Origin of the sequence: Mesorhizobium sp. B2-7-2, from assembly GCF_006440775.1 — a bacterium.
Classification (GTDB): domain Bacteria; phylum Pseudomonadota; class Alphaproteobacteria; order Rhizobiales; family Rhizobiaceae; genus Mesorhizobium.
In genome coordinates, this window is the sequence record NZ_VFTZ01000005.1 from 96,040 (window position 1) to 110,720 (window position 14,681).

The following is a 14,681-nucleotide window of genomic DNA, read 5'->3' on the forward strand; positions in this document are numbered from 1 at the left end:
CTTACAATGAGTGTGAAACGCGCTGTACGCGAACAATATCAGGCCATTGTCGATTTTTCCCACGGCAGCAATATCGAAACGCCTGCCGAAGGCTGGATTCGAACGGTACGCAAGGCCCTTGGCATGTCTGGCGCCCAGCTTGCCAAACGGATGGGCGTTACGCGAGCCCGCATCGCTCAGGCCGAGAAAGCCGAACTCGAAGGCGGCGTGACGTTGAAATCTATGCAGGCGACCGCTGAGGCCATGGGCTGCAAGTTCGTCTATGCCTTCGAGCCGCCCGTCGCGGTCGATAATATAATCAAGGCCCAGGCCCGGAAAAAGGCAGAGGCTATCGTCACTGCTGCCGGCAAGCACATGGCGCTTGAGAACCAGGCTGTTTCGGACAGTGGCACTAAGCATGAGATCGCTCGCATAATGAACGAGCTGATCTATGAAATGCCTCCAGACTTTTGGGAGGACAAGTGACGATCAAGCTGGAATATCCTGAAGGCGCAACGCCCCTCGATCCCAACGAGATCGGCGGGCTGCGGCACAAACATGTCACCACGCAAGGTCAACTTGATGAGCTTGAACAGGCCAACATTATCACAGGATTTCGCTGGCTCGCGCGTACGCGGCGCAATGACATCCTCACCGACGATTTTGCGGTAGAGCTTCATCGACGCTTGTTTGGCGATGTGTGGGATTGGGCAGGCAGCTTTCGAAAGACGGGAAAAAACATCGGTGTCGACCCGGTGCAGATCGGCGTTCAATTGCGCGGTCTGATGGATGACGCCCAATATTGGGCGGATCACAAAACCTACCCGCCAATCGAAGCCGCCGTGCGCCTGCATCACCGGATGGTATTCATTCACCCGATCCAAATGGCAACGGCCGCCACGCGCGCATTATGGCGGATGTCGTTCTCGACAAAATCTACGGAACCGCCCCTATCGACTGGACTGCAGGCTCAGATCTTCAAAAAATGAACGAAAGACGTGTTGCATACATCGCGGCGCTGAAAGCGGCGGACGCTCACGATAGCGGCCCGTTGTTCGCCTTTGTTGGTCTGGCCCCAGTTGCCGCACAATAACCGCCGTCGGAAAGACAACCACTTTTGTTGTCCTATGGCGTAACCAGCGCCCTCGTTTTCTCAACCCCTCATCGGATTGAGCTTCAGGTGCTGGATCAAGATGATCGTCTTGGCGTCGACGATGCGGCCGTCGGCGATGCCGGCCAGCGCCTCGTCCAAGGGCATTTCCAGAACCTCGATGTCCTCGCCCTCCTCTGGCGCGCCGCCGCCGTCGGAAATGCGGTCGGCCGGCGAATAGCGCGCGGTGAAGAACCAGAGCCGTTCCGTCACGCTGCCCGGGCTCATGAACGGCGAAAACAGCCGCTCGACATCCTTCAGGTGATAACCCAGTTCCTCTTCCGCTTCCTTGCGAATGGCGGTTTCGGGATCGTTCTCGTCGAGCAAGCCGGCGCAGGCCTCGATCAGCGGCTCGTGGTGGCCTACGGCGTAAGCCGGGAAGCGGAATTGACGCACCAAGAGGACGGTCGAGCGCTGCGGATCGAAGGGCAGGATCACCGCGCCGTCGCCGCGGTCGTAGGTCTGGCGGATCTGCGTCTCCCATCGCCCGTCGCGGCGGCGATAGTCGAGCACCGTCTTCTTCAGCACCGCCCAGTCGTCCGAAAGGACCTCCTGCGAACGGATGCGAATGCGATCTTCCATGACAACCTCCGTATTGGTCGCAAAGGCGTAGCGGTGAAAGGTGTCGCAGGCAATCCAGGAAACCGACTGGCCTGAAATCCGACTGGCCTCCAAACCGATTGGTCCAGCGGGAGTCTCACCGGCTCGTGTCTGGCGCGCCGCGCCGCGACTGCCTAGATAGCGGTATCTCTCCAGGAGCCCGTTTCACATGACGTCATCGCTTTTCCAGCCGATCACCCTCGGCGGCCTCACCTTCCCCAACCGCATCGCGGTTGCCCCCATGTGCCAGTATTCGGCCGACGACGGTTCGGCCAGCGACTGGCATCTCCATCATTGGATGAACCTGGCAATGTCGGGCGCCGGCATGGTGACCGTCGAGATGACCGATGTCGAGCGGCGCGGGCGCATCTCGCATGGCTGCCTCGGCCTCTATTCGGACGACAACGAGGCGGCCGCGAAGCGCACGCTCGACGCCGCCAGGCGCGTCGCCGCGCCCGCCACGAAGTTCGGTGTCCAGCTTGCCCATGCCGGCCGCAAGGCCTCCAACCGCAAACCCTGGGAAGGCGGCGGTCCGCTGCAGCCGGGCGAAGATCCCTGGCAGACGGTTTCGGCCTCGGCCATCGCTTACGACACCGGCTGGAACGTGCCGCATGCGTTGGAGGAGGACGAAATCCTGGGGCTCATTGCGCGCTTTGCGCAGGCGGCTGTGCGCGCCGAACGCGCCGGCTTCGACTTTGCCGAACTGCACGCCGCGCATGGCTATCTGATCTTCCAGTTCCTCTCGCCGCTCTCCAATCAGCGTACCGACCGTTGGGGCGGGTCGCTGGAAAACCGCATGCGCTTCGCTCTCGAAATCGCCAGGGCGGTGAGAAAGGCCGCCCCATCCATGATGCTGGGCGCGCGCCTTTCGGTGAAGGAATGGGTCGAAGGCGGTTTCGACGTCGAGGACGCGATCGAGGTGGCCAAGGCGCTGAAGGCCGAGGGCATTGCCTATATCTGCTGCTCCAGCGGCGGCAATTCGCCCCTGCAGCAGGTGCCGCCCGGCCCCGGCTACCAGGTGCATCTGGCCGAAGCCGTGCGCAACGGCGCCGGCATTCCGACGCGCGCCGTGGGGCTGATCGACGATCCGAGCCAGGCCGAGGCAATCGTCGCCGACGGCCGTGCCGACATGGTGGCGTTGGCGCGCGCATTCCTCGCCGACCCGCGCTGGGGCTGGCGAGCGGCCGCCGCCTTCGGCGAGGAAATCCATCCGGCGCCGCAGCTGGCACGTTCGGTGACGACGATGCGGCATTGGATGAAGGCCGCCGGCTAAAGCAGTTCCAGGGAAAGTGTGACACGGTCAGGCCGGCGGCTTCGCCGTGGCCTTCCGTCCGCAATTGCGTCGAAACAGAACCGGAATCGGCACAGTCCTGAGACGTTTGGGCGCAGGATCATCGCCACAACTGCAACCAATTTGGCCGCTTTACGTTGGCGGCCATGATGGACAACAAACCCTTTGAAAAACCGGTGGTGGTCGAGCTCGGCCACGTCGGCAAATACCGCCAGATAAGCAGCACCCGCGAGGCCGCCGAGTGCCTGATGACCGTTTGGCCGCTCAATCGCGGCGATCGCCATCGTTATGCTCTCGACACTTGCCTCAAAGCGCTGGAAGGTTATCGTTCGACAGCGGACGCGCGTCGCGCCCTTGTCGAGGCGGCCAGGGAATCGGAAGTTCTGGTTCCCGAAGACAGGCTGCCCGACGGAAAGCTGCACTGAGCATGCTTCTTAACCGGAGGATTCCATGGCGAAGCTGACTTACAAGATCGTCGAGCATGATGGCGGCTGGGCCTACAAGGTCGGCTCGACATTTTCCGAGACTTTCCGCACGCACCAGGAAGCGCTGCGCGCCGCCGAGATCGCCTCGTCCGAGCAACAGGTTGCCGGTACCACCGACGGCATCCAATATGAGGACGCCGAAGGCACGTGGCACGACGAACTCGCCGACGGCCGCGACCGCCCGCAAACCGAAGTCTCCGACTAAGCGGGTTGCAACCGCCCCGCGACCGGCGAAGCCGGAAGGCCTCACACCGGCCGCCGGTGGCTATGCGGCGCTACTTACCGCAGTAATGATCGTTGACGTTCTGTTGCGAGTTGGCATCCGGACCGGGTGTGTTGTGGGCGCACGGCCCCATGCCACCGGTTTGGCCATAGGTGGCCAGCCCGGAGCCGCCATTGATGCTGCCTGTGGTATAGGGATCTACCTGCTGGCTCGTGTCGGGACGATGATCGCGGTGCCACCACCACCAGTCATCGGACGACTGCGCCATGGCTGCGCCACCCATGGCCAGCACCAGCGCCGAAGCTGCAATGAGTCTTGTAATCATTGGATTCTCCATTCTCTTGATCGCCAGAAAATCGGGCACCAAGGCCCTGGCGACACCATCGAAACCCTGGGTTGGGTGCGAAGGTTCCGCTGGAAATTCCGGGTGGGACAGAATGTCCGACACATTTGCGTGACGCCGCGTGAAGAGCCGCGAGCCCCCGCCAACGTCAATTGCGGTCAATGCGCGAAAGCGCGCGCGGCGATACGCTGGACGAAGGCGACGACCCGTTCAGGATCCGAAAATTGCGGCATGTGGCCCAAGCCTTCGATCCGCTCAAAGTCGAGGCCCTCGATCTTGTCCAGCATCGGTTCGCCGTGCACGGCCTCGGCGATCACCCGGTCGCCGGTGCCGAACAGAATGCCTGCCGGCATCGCTATTTCGCGGTAAGACCGTTCGATTTCGCCAAGATCCCGTTCCACGGCCACGACATCGGTGGACGTGGCGAAATAGTGGGACGGACGCAGCCCAAGCCATCCGCCGCCGCCGATCATGTAGTCTGCCGGAACCGCTTGCGGCGCGAAAATGAACCGCAGCGTCGGCTGCGCGTAACGGAGGCTGAGCGGTATCGCCACCGTGTGGGCCAGGACGCGGCGCAGCAGCCGTGACGGAACATAGAGCAGGTCAAATCCCTGACGCCCCCTCGCTTCCTGATGCGTCAGGGGCGAGAGCAGCGCAATGCCGGAAATCGCTGTCGGATGCCCGATCGCCAGCGCAAGCGCGATGGCCCCGCCGAGCGAATGGCCGACGACCAAAGGCCGTTCCAGGCGCAGTTCCTCGATGAAGCGCCGCACGATGTCAGCCTGCTCGGGCAGCCGGCCGGTGGCCCCGCTTGCCCGAACTGAATAGCCCGAGCCCGGCCGGTCGAGGGCGATCAGCCGGTAGCCAGAACCGAAGCGGCCGAACAGCGTCTGGCGGAAGTGGTGGAGTTGAGCGCCCAGCCCGTGCACAAACACGATCGGCCTGCCGTCGCCCTCTTCCACATAGTGGATGCGGTTGCCGTCGATCTCGACGAATTTGCCGCAAGCCGGCACCAGTCTTTCGGCCTTTGCCGCAATCCGCCAGGTCGCAACCGTCACGGCGAACACGGCAAGCGCCGCCGCGACGAGCAAGCCGGCGAGCAACCACAAGACAAACGACATCAGCATGTTTTCACCCCAAGCCGACTGACCGCACCATATCCGCAACGGTCGCCGCCACAAGCACGGATCCGGCTTTCGCATTGCGGCCGGCCGCGGGCCGCGTTATCTCAGGCGACCTTTGCTGCCGGAGCCCGCCATGCCTGAAATCGTCACGGCCGCCATGCTCGTCATCGGCGACGAAATCCTCTCCGGCCGCACCAAGGACAAGAACATCGGCCATCTCGCCGATATCATGACGGCGATCGGCATCGACCTGAAGGAAGTGCGCATCGTCTCCGACGAGGAGGACGAGATCGTTGCGGCGGTGAATGCCGTGCGTGCCCGCTATAACTACGTCTTTACCACCGGCGGCATCGGCCCGACGCATGACGACATCACCGCCGACTCCATCGCCAAGGCCTTCGGCGTGCCTTGCGAATACGACGCCAAGGCCTATGCGCTGCTCGAAGCAAGCTATGCCGGGCGCGGCATCGAGTTCACCGAAGCGCGCAAGCGCATGGCGCGCATGCCGCGCGGCGCCGACCATATCGACAATCCCGTCTCGGTTGCGCCGGGCTTCCGCATCGGCAACGTCCACGTCATGGCCGGCGTGCCGTCGATCTTCCAGGCCATGCTCGACAATGTGGTGCCGACGCTGAAGGCCGGCACCAAAATGCTGTCGGCCACGGTGCACTGCCCCTTCGGCGAGGGCCTGATCGGCGGGCCGCTGGCCGAGATCCAGAAGGCGCATCCAGGCACCATCATCGGCTCCTATCCCAAATATGGCGACGGCAAGTTCTGGACCGAGCTCGTCGTCCGCGCCCGCAGCGAGGAAGCGCTCGAGGCCGCGCGCAAGGACGTCGAGGCGATGGTGGCGGGCTTGGCCAAGGCAGGCTGATCCGCGGCTGGAACCAGTCAATGCGCTGAGGCGTTCCCTTGCCGCGCGGATGCGCGGGGCAAACAATCGAGGGACCACACATGCGCTTCAAGACGATCGTGGCCATTTTGCAGAACGAACAGGACGCCGAGCGCGTTCTCGATTGCGCCCTTCCGCTTGCCGAAAGATTCGAGAGCCATCTCGTCGGCATCCATGCCGAGGCGCTTCCCGTGCCCTACACGTCGGCCACGGGCTTTCCCGATACCGAATTCCTGCAGGTCTCGGCCGAGATGAACAAGGAGCGCGCCGACAAGTTACATGCCTATTTCCTGAAGCGGATCGAGGAATCCGGCCTCTCCTTTGAATGGCGAAGCCTGGAGAGCTTTTCCGGCGACAGCGCGCTGACCGGCATATCGAGCGTGCGCGCCGCCGATCTGATCATCGCCGCGCAGCGTGACACCGGCGGCGATCCGAGCGCCGATGTCGACACGCTGGTCTACGATGCCGGCCGGCCGGTGCTGGTCGTGCCGCATGACGGCCCGCTGGTGACAACCTTCAGGCGTGTGTTGCTGGCCTGGAACGGCAGCAAGGAAGCGGCCCGCGCGGCCTTCGACGCCCTGCCCTTCATTGCCGAGGCCGACAAGACCGACATTCTCGTCATCGATCCGCCCGAGAGCCTGGACGAATCCCCCGAGGCGGCCGGAGCCGAGATCGCTGCTGCCCTGTCGCGCCACGGCGCCAATGTCAGCGTCTCGGTGCAGAAGTCGGATGGCTCGGCAATCGACGACATCATCCAGTCGAGGATGGCCGAATCCGGCACCGACCTGCTCGTGCTCGGCGCCTACAGCCACTCCTGGCTGCGCCAGCTCCTGTTCGGCGGCGTTACCCGCACGGTACTGCGCAGCACGAATGTAGCCGCTTTCCTGTCGCGGTGACGCCGGAGCAATTCCGGGAAAAAGCGTGACACGGTTCTCCGTCCGCGATGATATCTCAGTCGCGCTCTCCAAACGGAGATCCACCCGTCTCCCGCGGAAGATCGTCGGAAATTCAGGTCGAGGGCCGTCTCACCTGCCATGGTCAAACATCATCCGGGGACGTCCACCGCTGTCCCTTGCCAAGAGCAAGGCTTTCCAGCTAATTCCGCCTGCATTCCATTGTTTCCGCGCGCTGATGGCGCGCGCGCTTGCGGAGTGCGCGAACATGTCCCTTCCCGAAAAAGCCTTTCCCGTCTCCTGGGACCAGTTCCACCGCGACGCCCGCGCGCTTTCCTGGCGACTGTCCGGCGCCAACAAGGGGCAATGGAAGGCGATCGTCTGCATCACGCGCGGCGGCCTGGTGCCCGCCGCCATCATCGCGCGCGAGCTCGGCATTCGCGTCATCGAGACGGTGTGCGTCGCCTCCTATCATGACTACACCAGCCAGGGTCAATTGCGGGTCCTGAAGGAGATTTCGCCTCCGCTGCTCGCCGATGACGGGGCCGGCGTGCTGATCATCGACGACCTGACCGATACCGGCAAGACGGCCGGCATAGTGCGCGCGATGATGCCGAAGGCGCATTTCGCGACGGTCTATGCCAAGCCGAAGGGCCGTCCGCTGGTCGACACGTTCGTCACTGAAGTCAGTCAGGACACCTGGATCTACTTCCCGTGGGACATGGGCTTCACTTACCAGAAGCCGATCGCGGACGATCACGCCGGCTGAACGGCCATCTTATTCTCCAGAGAATCTGCCTTAAACCTGGGTCGTGTAGTCGTGCCAACGAGCACGACTACTTTGCAGGATTGACTTTTTCTGGTGGAGTTTTCCGGCAGAGTGAAGTTTTTTACTTTTAAAGCCCACAATTCGCCGTAAGATTCGTAAGGTGGCAAAACGATTCTGGAGGCTGGGGCAGCTTCTTACCATGTTGACGAGGCCGACGACGCACAACCAGATGGCCGAAAGAGTCCGGCGGCTCTTCGGCGTTGCGCCTTGTCGCCTTCAGGTTGCCGCCTTGCCTTGGCGCGAGAGCGAGAACGGCGTCGAGATCATGCTGATCACCAGCCGCGACACCGGTCGCTGGGTGCTGCCCAAGGGTTGGCCCGAAGCCAGGGAACCGCTTTGCGAAGCCGCCGCTCGCGAAGCAGGCGAGGAAGCCGGACTCCGCGGCTCCATATCGCATGTTGAAGCCGGCCGCTATTTCTATGCCAAAGTCCTCGCCTCCGGCGAGGAAGTGCCTTGCGAGGTACTGGTCTTTCCGCTGCATGTCGACCGCGTCGCGGATCGCTGGAAAGAGAAGCGCGCGCGAACGCGCAAATGGGTTGGCCCGAACGAAGCCGTCCAGATGGTCAACGAACCCGACCTTTGCCAGATCATTGCCGGCTTCTGCGCCGCGCCGCGCAAATTCGCCTGAGCCGGTCAGGCACGGCCAAAATCATCGGAACTGAGCCGGGTCCAACGATCGCCCATCAACCCGCCGATGAAAATGTCGCCGGAGCGGACCGCTTCGGTGACCTCGGCGATGCGCGAGCGAACCATCGTGCCCCCGGCATAGCGGAAGAAGACGTCCTTGTGGCCGAAGAGTTGCGGCATGAACCGGTTCTGCGTCTGCCCGGTGATGCCGACGCAACCCATCTCCCGCGCAGCCGCGATGAGGCCATCCAGCGTCACGCCCCAACGGGATCCGGACGCCTGGATTTGCAACAGGTTCGCGATGCCGCCGGCCTGGCCGTAGAAGGCGTAGCAGCCCAGCATCCTGCCCGTATCATCGTAAGTCCCGCCGAAATGAAGTGGCCCATCGGCTCGTTTCTCGGCCGCCAGCGCGAGCAGCCGCGGCAACTCCCCGTCCGTCCAACTCGGCCGAAGGGAATAATCGGTCATGAGGGCAGGCAGTTGCTCCGCAAATTGGGCCGCATCGATCGGCTCCCGGTGGATCCGCTGGGATGACGAATGCTGGGCCGATGGCTCGAACCTTCTTCTTGCAAGAGCGTCGAACGCTCTCGCGCAAGGATCGAGCGCCAGGCGAGGCAGCCCGGGCCATTTACGGCGCAGCACGGCTGCGGCCATGGCGCCCGGCCGGAAAATACAGGTCCACTCCAGGCAATGCACCGGCAGCAGCTGATACTTCATCGGGCGCGCGAACGCCAAGGATGTCCGGTTGGCGGAATCGGTCAGGTACATGTCGAATTCGCTCTGATGCAGGGCACGCAGCAATTGCGGGCCGGCCCAACCGTGATCGATGCTGGAGTCGGTCATGAAGGGACCGATGATGGCCGCGCTCAATGCCCTTCCATTGAGCTCATAGCGGGCTTTCAGAACGCCCATGAAGCCACCCAAGCGGCCCTGCGGGTTGATCTGGACAAGAGCCTTGCTCTCATCCCCGTCCAGGTAAAGCCCCCTCATATAGTCCGCCGTCTGCACGATCGCGCGATCGCGCTGGCGGCGACGATGACGAAACTTCATCAGGAACAGCGCGGCGACCTGCTCGAGATCCCCGGCGGCTAAAGGCCGAACCGAGCCATGCTGGGATTCCAGCGGCGCAACCACCTGTCCCGGAACCGCTTTTGCGGAGACAAGATTCATTATGATTGCCTATACGAAAGCGCTAAAGGCGGCCGTGCTTCCCAAAGGAAATCTCCATCCGGTCGGCTTCCCTGCAAAAATCTCCAAGAGGTCTTCTTCTACCATATCTGATTTTCTTTTCTGTAAATACATCGAAATCATTGCTGGAGAGCGCGCTAATAGCTAAAAACTAAAATAGAACCTTCTAAAACTTCAATATATATAAAGTAATTTGAAAAACATATTGAGCCGCTCTAACCGCATGACGGGAGGGCGGTTGCAACCGTGTTGCGGCTGATGGCGCCCGGCGGAGGCCGGGCGCCATCCCTTTCCTCAGGCGACGAGGCCCTTGGTCAGCTCGAGCGCCTGACGCTCGAACAGCCGCCGATAGATGCCGCCGCTCAGCCGGATCAGGTCGTCGTGCGAACCTTCCTCGGCGATACGCCCGCGATCGAAGACCAGCAGCCGGTCGAGCGCGCGCACTGTCGAGAGCCGGTGCGCGATCACCAGGGTCGTGCGCCCGACCATCAACCGCTCCATCGCCTTCTGGATCAGCACTTCCGATTCCGAATCGAGGCTCGATGTCGCCTCGTCCAGGATCAGGATGCGCGCGTCGGCCAGGAAGGCGCGGGCGATCGCCACGCGCTGGCGCTCGCCGCCCGACAACTTCACGCCACGCTCGCCGACCAGGGTTCCATAGCCCTTGGGCAGGCTGGTGATGAAATCATGCGCGCTCGCGAGTTTGGCCGCATGCTCGATCTCGGCCTGGCTGGCGCCGGGCCTGGCATAGGCGATGTTCTCGGCGAGCGACCGGTGGAAAAGGATCGGCTCCTGCTGGACGATGGCGATCTGGCTGCGCAACGAAGCCTGCTCGACCCGCGAGATGTCCTGCCCGTCGATCAGGATCCGCCCAGCATTCACATCATAGAGCCGCTGGATCAGCTTGACGAAGGTCGTCTTGCCCGAGCCCGAATGCCCGACCAGTCCGATGCGCTCGCCGGCCGCGATATCGACCGAGAAATCGCGGTAAAGCGGCAGAAGGTGAGTGCCGTAGTGGAACGTCACGTTGTCGAAGGCGATGTGCCCGTCGCTGATCCGGATCGGGCGAGCGCCGGGCCGGTCCTCAATGCCGAGCGGCTCGGACTGGAAGTCGACCAGTTCCTCCATGTCGTTGATCGAGCGCTGCAGGTTGCGGATATGCGTGCCGATGTCGCGCAGATAGCCCTGCAGCACGAAGAACGAGGTCAGCACGAAGGCGACGTCGCCGGCGCTCGCCTGGCCCCAGGCCCACAACATGAGGGCAAGACCGATCACCGCCGCCCGCATCAGCAGCAGCAGCGCTCCTTGTGTGGTGCCGTTGGCGGTGCCGCGCATCCAGGTGCGGCCGGTGCGCAGGCGCCATTTGGCGACGACGCGCGCCAGCCGCGCTTCCTCGCGAGCCTCCGCGCCGAAGCCCTTGACGACGGCGTTGCAGCTCACCGCGTCTGCCAGCGAGCCGCCCAGCCGCGTGTCCCAGCTGTTGGCGAGCCGTGCGGCAGGCGCGACATAGCCGAGCGACAGCATCGCCGTGACAGCGATGAACAGCACCGAACCGGCGGCCACCACGGCCCCCATCAACGGCCAGAACCAGCCGAGCAACAGCGTCGAGCCGACGAGCATGACGACCGACGGCAGCAGCGCGATCAGGATCGTGTCGTTGAGCAGGTCCAGCGCCCACATGCCGCGCGTTATCTTGCGCACCGTCGATCCGGCAAAGCTGTTGGCGTGCCAGTCCGTCGAGAAGCGCTGCACCCGATGGAAGGTATCGGCGGCGATGTCCGACATCATCTTCAGTGTCAACTCGACGATACATAGGAACGCGACATTGCGCAGCACGACGCCGGCCAGCGCCAGCGCCATCAGGGTCGAGAACGCCGCCATCGCCGCATTCCAGGGGACTGCCTCGGTTCCGGCACCGCTGGCGACGGCGTCGACCAGGCGGCCGGAATAGAAGGGTGTCAGCACGTCGGCGAGCGTCGAGAGCAGGAAGGCGCCCATGATGAGCGAAAGCCGCCACGGCTGGTAGCGCCAGTGACTGAACGTAAAGCCAAGCACGCTGCGAAAGGCGCTTGCGCGCAGGTCGATCTTGAAACGAGCCATGATATCATACGGGCGCAAACGAGCCCGGTCCCGGAAAAATCGAATTGGAAAACCCGCGTCCGCGCCTTGCGGCGATCCTGAAAGCGGGAGGTTCAGTATGGTAGGTCGCCTGCCCTGTGGCGGCGAGCGGCAGCGGCAAATGCCTGTTCCGCGTCCGGCTCTCCGAGAAACCCTCGGAGCGCCGGCGCCGACCTAGGCCTCGCGGCCTCGCATAACGATGTCAAATCCTGCCATACGGTCCTCCCGGAAGGGAATCGCGGAAGGGTTGTTATAGGCAGGCATCAGCCGATCGCCAAGTCGGCCCGTCGCCAAAACGACATCTGGTCCAAGCAGTGCGACGAATTTGCAACAACGGCGGGTTGTGCTGCCATTAGACAATCAGGCTGTCGGCTTGCGATCCAGCCGCATGTAGCGCCCGTCAGTCGACGCCTTGAACCCAAACTTTTCGTAGAGGCTGTGGGCGTCGTTGGTCGAAAGGCTCCAATGCGTCACCATCCCGACCTCCGGGTGATCGATCAGCGCCTGGACGAGCCGCTTGCCGATCCCCCGTCCGCGATGTTCCGGCCAGATGATGACGTCGGCAACATAGGCAAAGACCGTGTAGTCGGTGATCGCGCGGGCAAAACCGACTTGCCTGCCGTCAAGATAGGCGCCGACGCAAAGCGAGTTGTCGAAGGCGCGACGGTGGGCTTCGTCGGTTCTGGATGCGCCCCAATAGCTTTGCATGAGCTGGTCGGAGGTTGCCCGGAAATCGATCCGCGACAGGTCGAAACTGATTTCAACATCCTGCATGCGCGCGCAATCTCGCAGACTAGCCGCGGTCCCGGAACCGGTTGGTGATCGGATAACGGCGGTCGCGGCCGAAATTCTTCCGTGTGATCTTGACGCCGGGCGCCGCCTGGCGGCGCTTGTATTCGGCGATGTAGAGCAGGTGCTCGACGCGCGTCACCGTCGCCCGGTCGTGGCCGCGTGCGACGATGTCGTCGACGCCCATCTCGTTCTCCACCAGGCATTCCAGAATGTCGTCCAGCACCGGATAGGGCGGCAGCGAATCCTGGTCGGTCTGGTTCTCGCGCAGCTCCGCCGACGGCGCCTTGTCGATGATGTTGTTGGGGATCACTTCGCCCGACGGTCCGAGCGCACCCGGCGGCACATGGTTGTTGCGCCAGCGCGACAGCGCGTAGACCTGCATCTTGTAGAGATCCTTGATCGGGTTGAAGCCGCCATTCATGTCGCCGTAGAGCGTGGCGTAGCCGACCGACATCTCGCTCTTGTTGCCGGTGGTGACCACCATCGAGCCGAACTTGTTGGAGATCGCCATCAGGATCGTGCCGCGGGCGCGGCTCTGCAGGTTTTCCTCGGTGATGCCTTCCTGGGTGCCTTCGAAGAGCTGCGTCAGCGCGTGCCTGAAGCCTTCGACCGGCTCGGAGATCGGCACGATGTCATAGCGGCAGCCAAGCGCGCGCGCGCAGTCCTCGGCGTCCTTCAGCGAATCCTTCGACGTGTAGCGGTAAGGCATCATGACGGTGCGCAGCCGCTCTTCGCCCAGCGCATCGACGGCCAAAGCCGCGCAGATCGCCGAGTCGATGCCGCCGGAGAGGCCGAGCACGACGTTCTTGAAACCGTTCTTGTTGACGTAGTCGCGCAGACCCAGCATGCAGGCACGGTAGTCGGCCTCTTCACGCTCGGGGATCTTCGACATCGGGCCTTCCGAGCAGACCCAATGATCGCCTTTCCGTTTCCAGGTGGTGACGGCGACCGCCTCCTCGAACTGGCTCATCTGGAAGGCCAGCGTCTTGTCGGCCCCGATGGCGAACGAAGCGCCGTCGAAGATCAGCTCGTCCTGGCCGCCGAGCTGATTGGCATAGATCATCGGCAGGCCGGTCTCGATGACCTGGCGGATGACGACCTGGTGGCGAACGTCGATCTTGGCGCGATAGTAGGGAGAGCCGTTCGGCACCAGCAGGATCTCGGCGCCGCTTTCGGCCAGCGTCTCGCACACGGCGATGTCGCCCCAGATGTCCTCGCAAATCGGAATGCCGATGCGCACGCCGCGGAAGTTGACCGGACCCTGCAGCTCCGGTCCGGCCTGGAAGACGCGCTTCTCGTCGAACTCGCCATAATTCGGCAGGTCGAGCTTGTAGCGCTCGGCGATGATCTTGCCGCCGTCGGCGAAGACGATCGAGTTATGCGTGCCGGTCCGGCGCTTCAGCGGCGTGCCGACGATGACGCCCGGCCCGCCATCGGCGGTGTCCTCGGCGAGGTCCTGCGCCGCCTTCTCGCAAGCCTTCAGGAAGGAAGGCTTCAGCACCAGGTCTTCCGGCGGATAGCCGGCGAGGAAGAGCTCGGTGTAGAGCACCAGATCGGCGCCCTGGCGCGCCGCGTCCGCCCTCGCCTCGCGCGCTTTTGCCAGATTGCCGGCGACGTCGCCGACGGTCGGGTTGAGCTGGGCGACGGCGATGCGCAGGATATCGGGAGCGGTCTTGGTCATGGAACGGATTTAGCGTGACTGAAATCGCCCCGCAATGACGTTTGGTTGTGCCACTTAGGATCGATCGAAGATCGTATCCAGACTAATCGGCGGAGCCGATTATGTCCTCATCGATCGAAGATCGTATCCTGATTAATCGGCGGAGCCGATTATGTCCCTGATCGATCGACCGATGTCGATCGTATCCGGCTCGCCTGACGGCACTGCACAGGGATTTTGACCGGTCGGCTCTGTTTGCGTTGGCAGGTGGCATGCGTTGGAGATTGGCCGAAACGCCCATCGCGATCGTCATTCCAGGGCGGAGCAGGAGCGAAGCTCCGTCGCGAAGACCCTGGAATCCATGCCGTTACCTTCGCCAAGGCGTGCATCGGAGCAGAATTCTGCACCGTGGCGGCGCTTCCAAGTCACGGTATTCTATGGTCTGCGCCGCGTCGCTTCGCTCCTTGCTCCGCCATAGAATGACGAG

At 63.1% G+C, this 14,681-nt stretch carries 16 protein-coding genes; 9 read left to right on the plus strand and 7 right to left on the minus strand.

Annotated features, from left to right (window positions below; genetic code table 11):
- The first annotated feature begins 6 nt into the window (after nucleotides 1–6).
- Both FJ425_RS08930 and FJ425_RS08935 read left to right on the plus strand, forming a co-directional pair.
- Complete coding sequence (locus FJ425_RS08930) at nucleotides 7–465, plus strand: mobile mystery protein A (protein ID WP_140722798.1); 459 nt, start codon at nucleotides 7–9, stop codon at nucleotides 463–465.
- Complete coding sequence (locus FJ425_RS08935; protein ID WP_246677904.1) at nucleotides 462–968, plus strand: mobile mystery protein B; 507 nt, start codon at nucleotides 462–464, stop codon at nucleotides 966–968. The genes FJ425_RS08930 and FJ425_RS08935 overlap by 4 nt, the downstream gene beginning before the upstream one ends.
- Before the next feature lie 164 nt (nucleotides 969–1,132).
- Here FJ425_RS08935 and FJ425_RS08940 read toward each other — a convergent pair whose 3' ends face one another.
- Nucleotides 1,133–1,711 carry an NUDIX domain-containing protein gene (locus FJ425_RS08940; protein WP_140722801.1) on the minus strand — a complete coding sequence of 193 codons (579 nt, stop codon included), beginning with the start codon at nucleotides 1,709–1,711 and terminating at the stop codon, nucleotides 1,133–1,135.
- A 187-nt stretch (nucleotides 1,712–1,898) separates the two neighbouring features.
- Here FJ425_RS08940 and FJ425_RS08945 point away from each other — a divergent pair, with 187 nt between their 5' ends.
- The 3 genes from FJ425_RS08945 to FJ425_RS08955 all read left to right on the plus strand — a co-directional run bounded on the left by FJ425_RS08945 (nucleotide 1,899) and on the right by FJ425_RS08955 (nucleotide 3,710).
- Complete coding sequence (locus tag FJ425_RS08945; RefSeq protein ID WP_140722803.1) at nucleotides 1,899–3,002, plus strand: NADH:flavin oxidoreductase/NADH oxidase; 1,104 nt, start codon at nucleotides 1,899–1,901, stop codon at nucleotides 3,000–3,002.
- A gap of 164 nt (nucleotides 3,003–3,166) precedes the next feature.
- Nucleotides 3,167–3,445: a DUF982 domain-containing protein gene (locus FJ425_RS08950; protein ID WP_095765138.1), complete on the plus strand. Its 279-nt coding sequence runs from the start codon at nucleotides 3,167–3,169 to the stop codon at nucleotides 3,443–3,445.
- Between the two features lie 25 nt (nucleotides 3,446–3,470).
- Nucleotides 3,471–3,710 (plus strand): DUF2188 domain-containing protein, encoded by a 240-nt coding sequence (locus tag FJ425_RS08955; RefSeq protein ID WP_095765137.1) that lies wholly within the window; start codon nucleotides 3,471–3,473, stop codon nucleotides 3,708–3,710.
- Nucleotides 3,711–3,780: 70 nt separating this feature from the next.
- Here FJ425_RS08955 and FJ425_RS08960 read toward each other — a convergent pair whose 3' ends face one another.
- A complete protein-coding gene (locus FJ425_RS08960) occupies nucleotides 3,781–4,053 on the minus strand; it encodes a hypothetical protein (protein ID WP_140722806.1) in 273 nt (90 codons plus the stop codon).
- Between the two features lie 176 nt (nucleotides 4,054–4,229).
- A complete protein-coding gene (locus FJ425_RS08965; RefSeq protein WP_140722809.1) occupies nucleotides 4,230–5,198 on the minus strand; it encodes an alpha/beta hydrolase in 969 nt (322 codons plus the stop codon).
- 130 nt (nucleotides 5,199–5,328) lie between these two features.
- Between FJ425_RS08965 and FJ425_RS08970 the strand changes: the two genes are divergently transcribed.
- From FJ425_RS08970 to FJ425_RS08985, 4 genes are all read left to right on the plus strand, one after another.
- Entirely contained in the window at nucleotides 5,329–6,069 is a 741-nt protein-coding gene (locus FJ425_RS08970) for a competence/damage-inducible protein A (protein ID WP_140722812.1), read from the plus strand.
- An 80-nt stretch (nucleotides 6,070–6,149) separates the two neighbouring features.
- Nucleotides 6,150–6,983 carry a universal stress protein gene (locus FJ425_RS08975; RefSeq protein ID WP_140546235.1) on the plus strand — a complete coding sequence of 278 codons (834 nt, stop codon included), beginning with the start codon at nucleotides 6,150–6,152 and terminating at the stop codon, nucleotides 6,981–6,983.
- Between the two features lie 265 nt (nucleotides 6,984–7,248).
- A complete protein-coding gene (gene gpt, locus FJ425_RS08980) occupies nucleotides 7,249–7,749 on the plus strand; it encodes a xanthine phosphoribosyltransferase (protein ID WP_140722815.1) in 501 nt (166 codons plus the stop codon).
- A 199-nt stretch (nucleotides 7,750–7,948) separates the two neighbouring features.
- Nucleotides 7,949–8,437, plus strand: a complete 489-nt coding sequence (locus FJ425_RS08985; protein ID WP_140627463.1) for an NUDIX hydrolase — start codon at nucleotides 7,949–7,951, stop codon at nucleotides 8,435–8,437.
- 5 nt (nucleotides 8,438–8,442) lie between these two features.
- Here the strand turns inward: FJ425_RS08985 and FJ425_RS08990 are convergent, their stop codons facing one another.
- The 4 genes from FJ425_RS08990 to FJ425_RS09005 form a co-directional block, all read right to left on the minus strand.
- Nucleotides 8,443–9,606, minus strand: a complete 1,164-nt coding sequence (locus FJ425_RS08990; RefSeq protein WP_140722818.1) for a hypothetical protein — start codon at nucleotides 9,604–9,606, stop codon at nucleotides 8,443–8,445.
- Between the two features lie 312 nt (nucleotides 9,607–9,918).
- Nucleotides 9,919–11,724 carry an ABC transporter ATP-binding protein gene (locus FJ425_RS08995; protein WP_140722821.1) on the minus strand — a complete coding sequence of 602 codons (1,806 nt, stop codon included), beginning with the start codon at nucleotides 11,722–11,724 and terminating at the stop codon, nucleotides 9,919–9,921.
- A 378-nt stretch (nucleotides 11,725–12,102) separates the two neighbouring features.
- Nucleotides 12,103–12,516 carry a GNAT family N-acetyltransferase gene (locus FJ425_RS09000; RefSeq protein WP_140722824.1) on the minus strand — a complete coding sequence of 138 codons (414 nt, stop codon included), beginning with the start codon at nucleotides 12,514–12,516 and terminating at the stop codon, nucleotides 12,103–12,105.
- A gap of 19 nt (nucleotides 12,517–12,535) precedes the next feature.
- Nucleotides 12,536–14,215: an NAD+ synthase gene (locus FJ425_RS09005; protein WP_140722827.1), complete on the minus strand. Its 1,680-nt coding sequence runs from the start codon at nucleotides 14,213–14,215 to the stop codon at nucleotides 12,536–12,538.
- Between the last annotated feature and the right edge of the window lie 466 nt (nucleotides 14,216–14,681).

Coding starts and splice junctions, on each gene's coding strand:
- FJ425_RS08930 (WP_140722798.1), top strand. CDS start 7: ATGAGTGTGAAACGCGCTGTACGCGAACAATATCAGGCCATTGTCGAT.
- FJ425_RS08940 (WP_140722801.1), bottom strand. CDS start 1,711: ATGGAAGATCGCATTCGCATCCGTTCGCAGGAGGTCCTTTCGGACGAC.
- FJ425_RS08945 (WP_140722803.1), top strand. CDS start 1,899: ATGACGTCATCGCTTTTCCAGCCGATCACCCTCGGCGGCCTCACCTTC.
- FJ425_RS08950 (WP_095765138.1), top strand. CDS start 3,167: ATGATGGACAACAAACCCTTTGAAAAACCGGTGGTGGTCGAGCTCGGC.
- FJ425_RS08955 (WP_095765137.1), top strand. CDS start 3,471: ATGGCGAAGCTGACTTACAAGATCGTCGAGCATGATGGCGGCTGGGCC.
- FJ425_RS08960 (WP_140722806.1), bottom strand. CDS start 4,053: ATGATTACAAGACTCATTGCAGCTTCGGCGCTGGTGCTGGCCATGGGT.
- FJ425_RS08965 (WP_140722809.1), bottom strand. CDS start 5,198: ATGCTGATGTCGTTTGTCTTGTGGTTGCTCGCCGGCTTGCTCGTCGCG.
- FJ425_RS08970 (WP_140722812.1), top strand. CDS start 5,329: ATGCCTGAAATCGTCACGGCCGCCATGCTCGTCATCGGCGACGAAATC.
- FJ425_RS08975 (WP_140546235.1), top strand. CDS start 6,150: ATGCGCTTCAAGACGATCGTGGCCATTTTGCAGAACGAACAGGACGCC.
- gpt (WP_140722815.1), top strand. CDS start 7,249: ATGTCCCTTCCCGAAAAAGCCTTTCCCGTCTCCTGGGACCAGTTCCAC.
- FJ425_RS08985 (WP_140627463.1), top strand. CDS start 7,949: ATGTTGACGAGGCCGACGACGCACAACCAGATGGCCGAAAGAGTCCGG.
- FJ425_RS08990 (WP_140722818.1), bottom strand. CDS start 9,606: ATGAATCTTGTCTCCGCAAAAGCGGTTCCGGGACAGGTGGTTGCGCCG.
- FJ425_RS08995 (WP_140722821.1), bottom strand. CDS start 11,724: ATGGCTCGTTTCAAGATCGACCTGCGCGCAAGCGCCTTTCGCAGCGTG.
- FJ425_RS09000 (WP_140722824.1), bottom strand. CDS start 12,516: ATGCAGGATGTTGAAATCAGTTTCGACCTGTCGCGGATCGATTTCCGG.
- FJ425_RS09005 (WP_140722827.1), bottom strand. CDS start 14,215: ATGACCAAGACCGCTCCCGATATCCTGCGCATCGCCGTCGCCCAGCTC.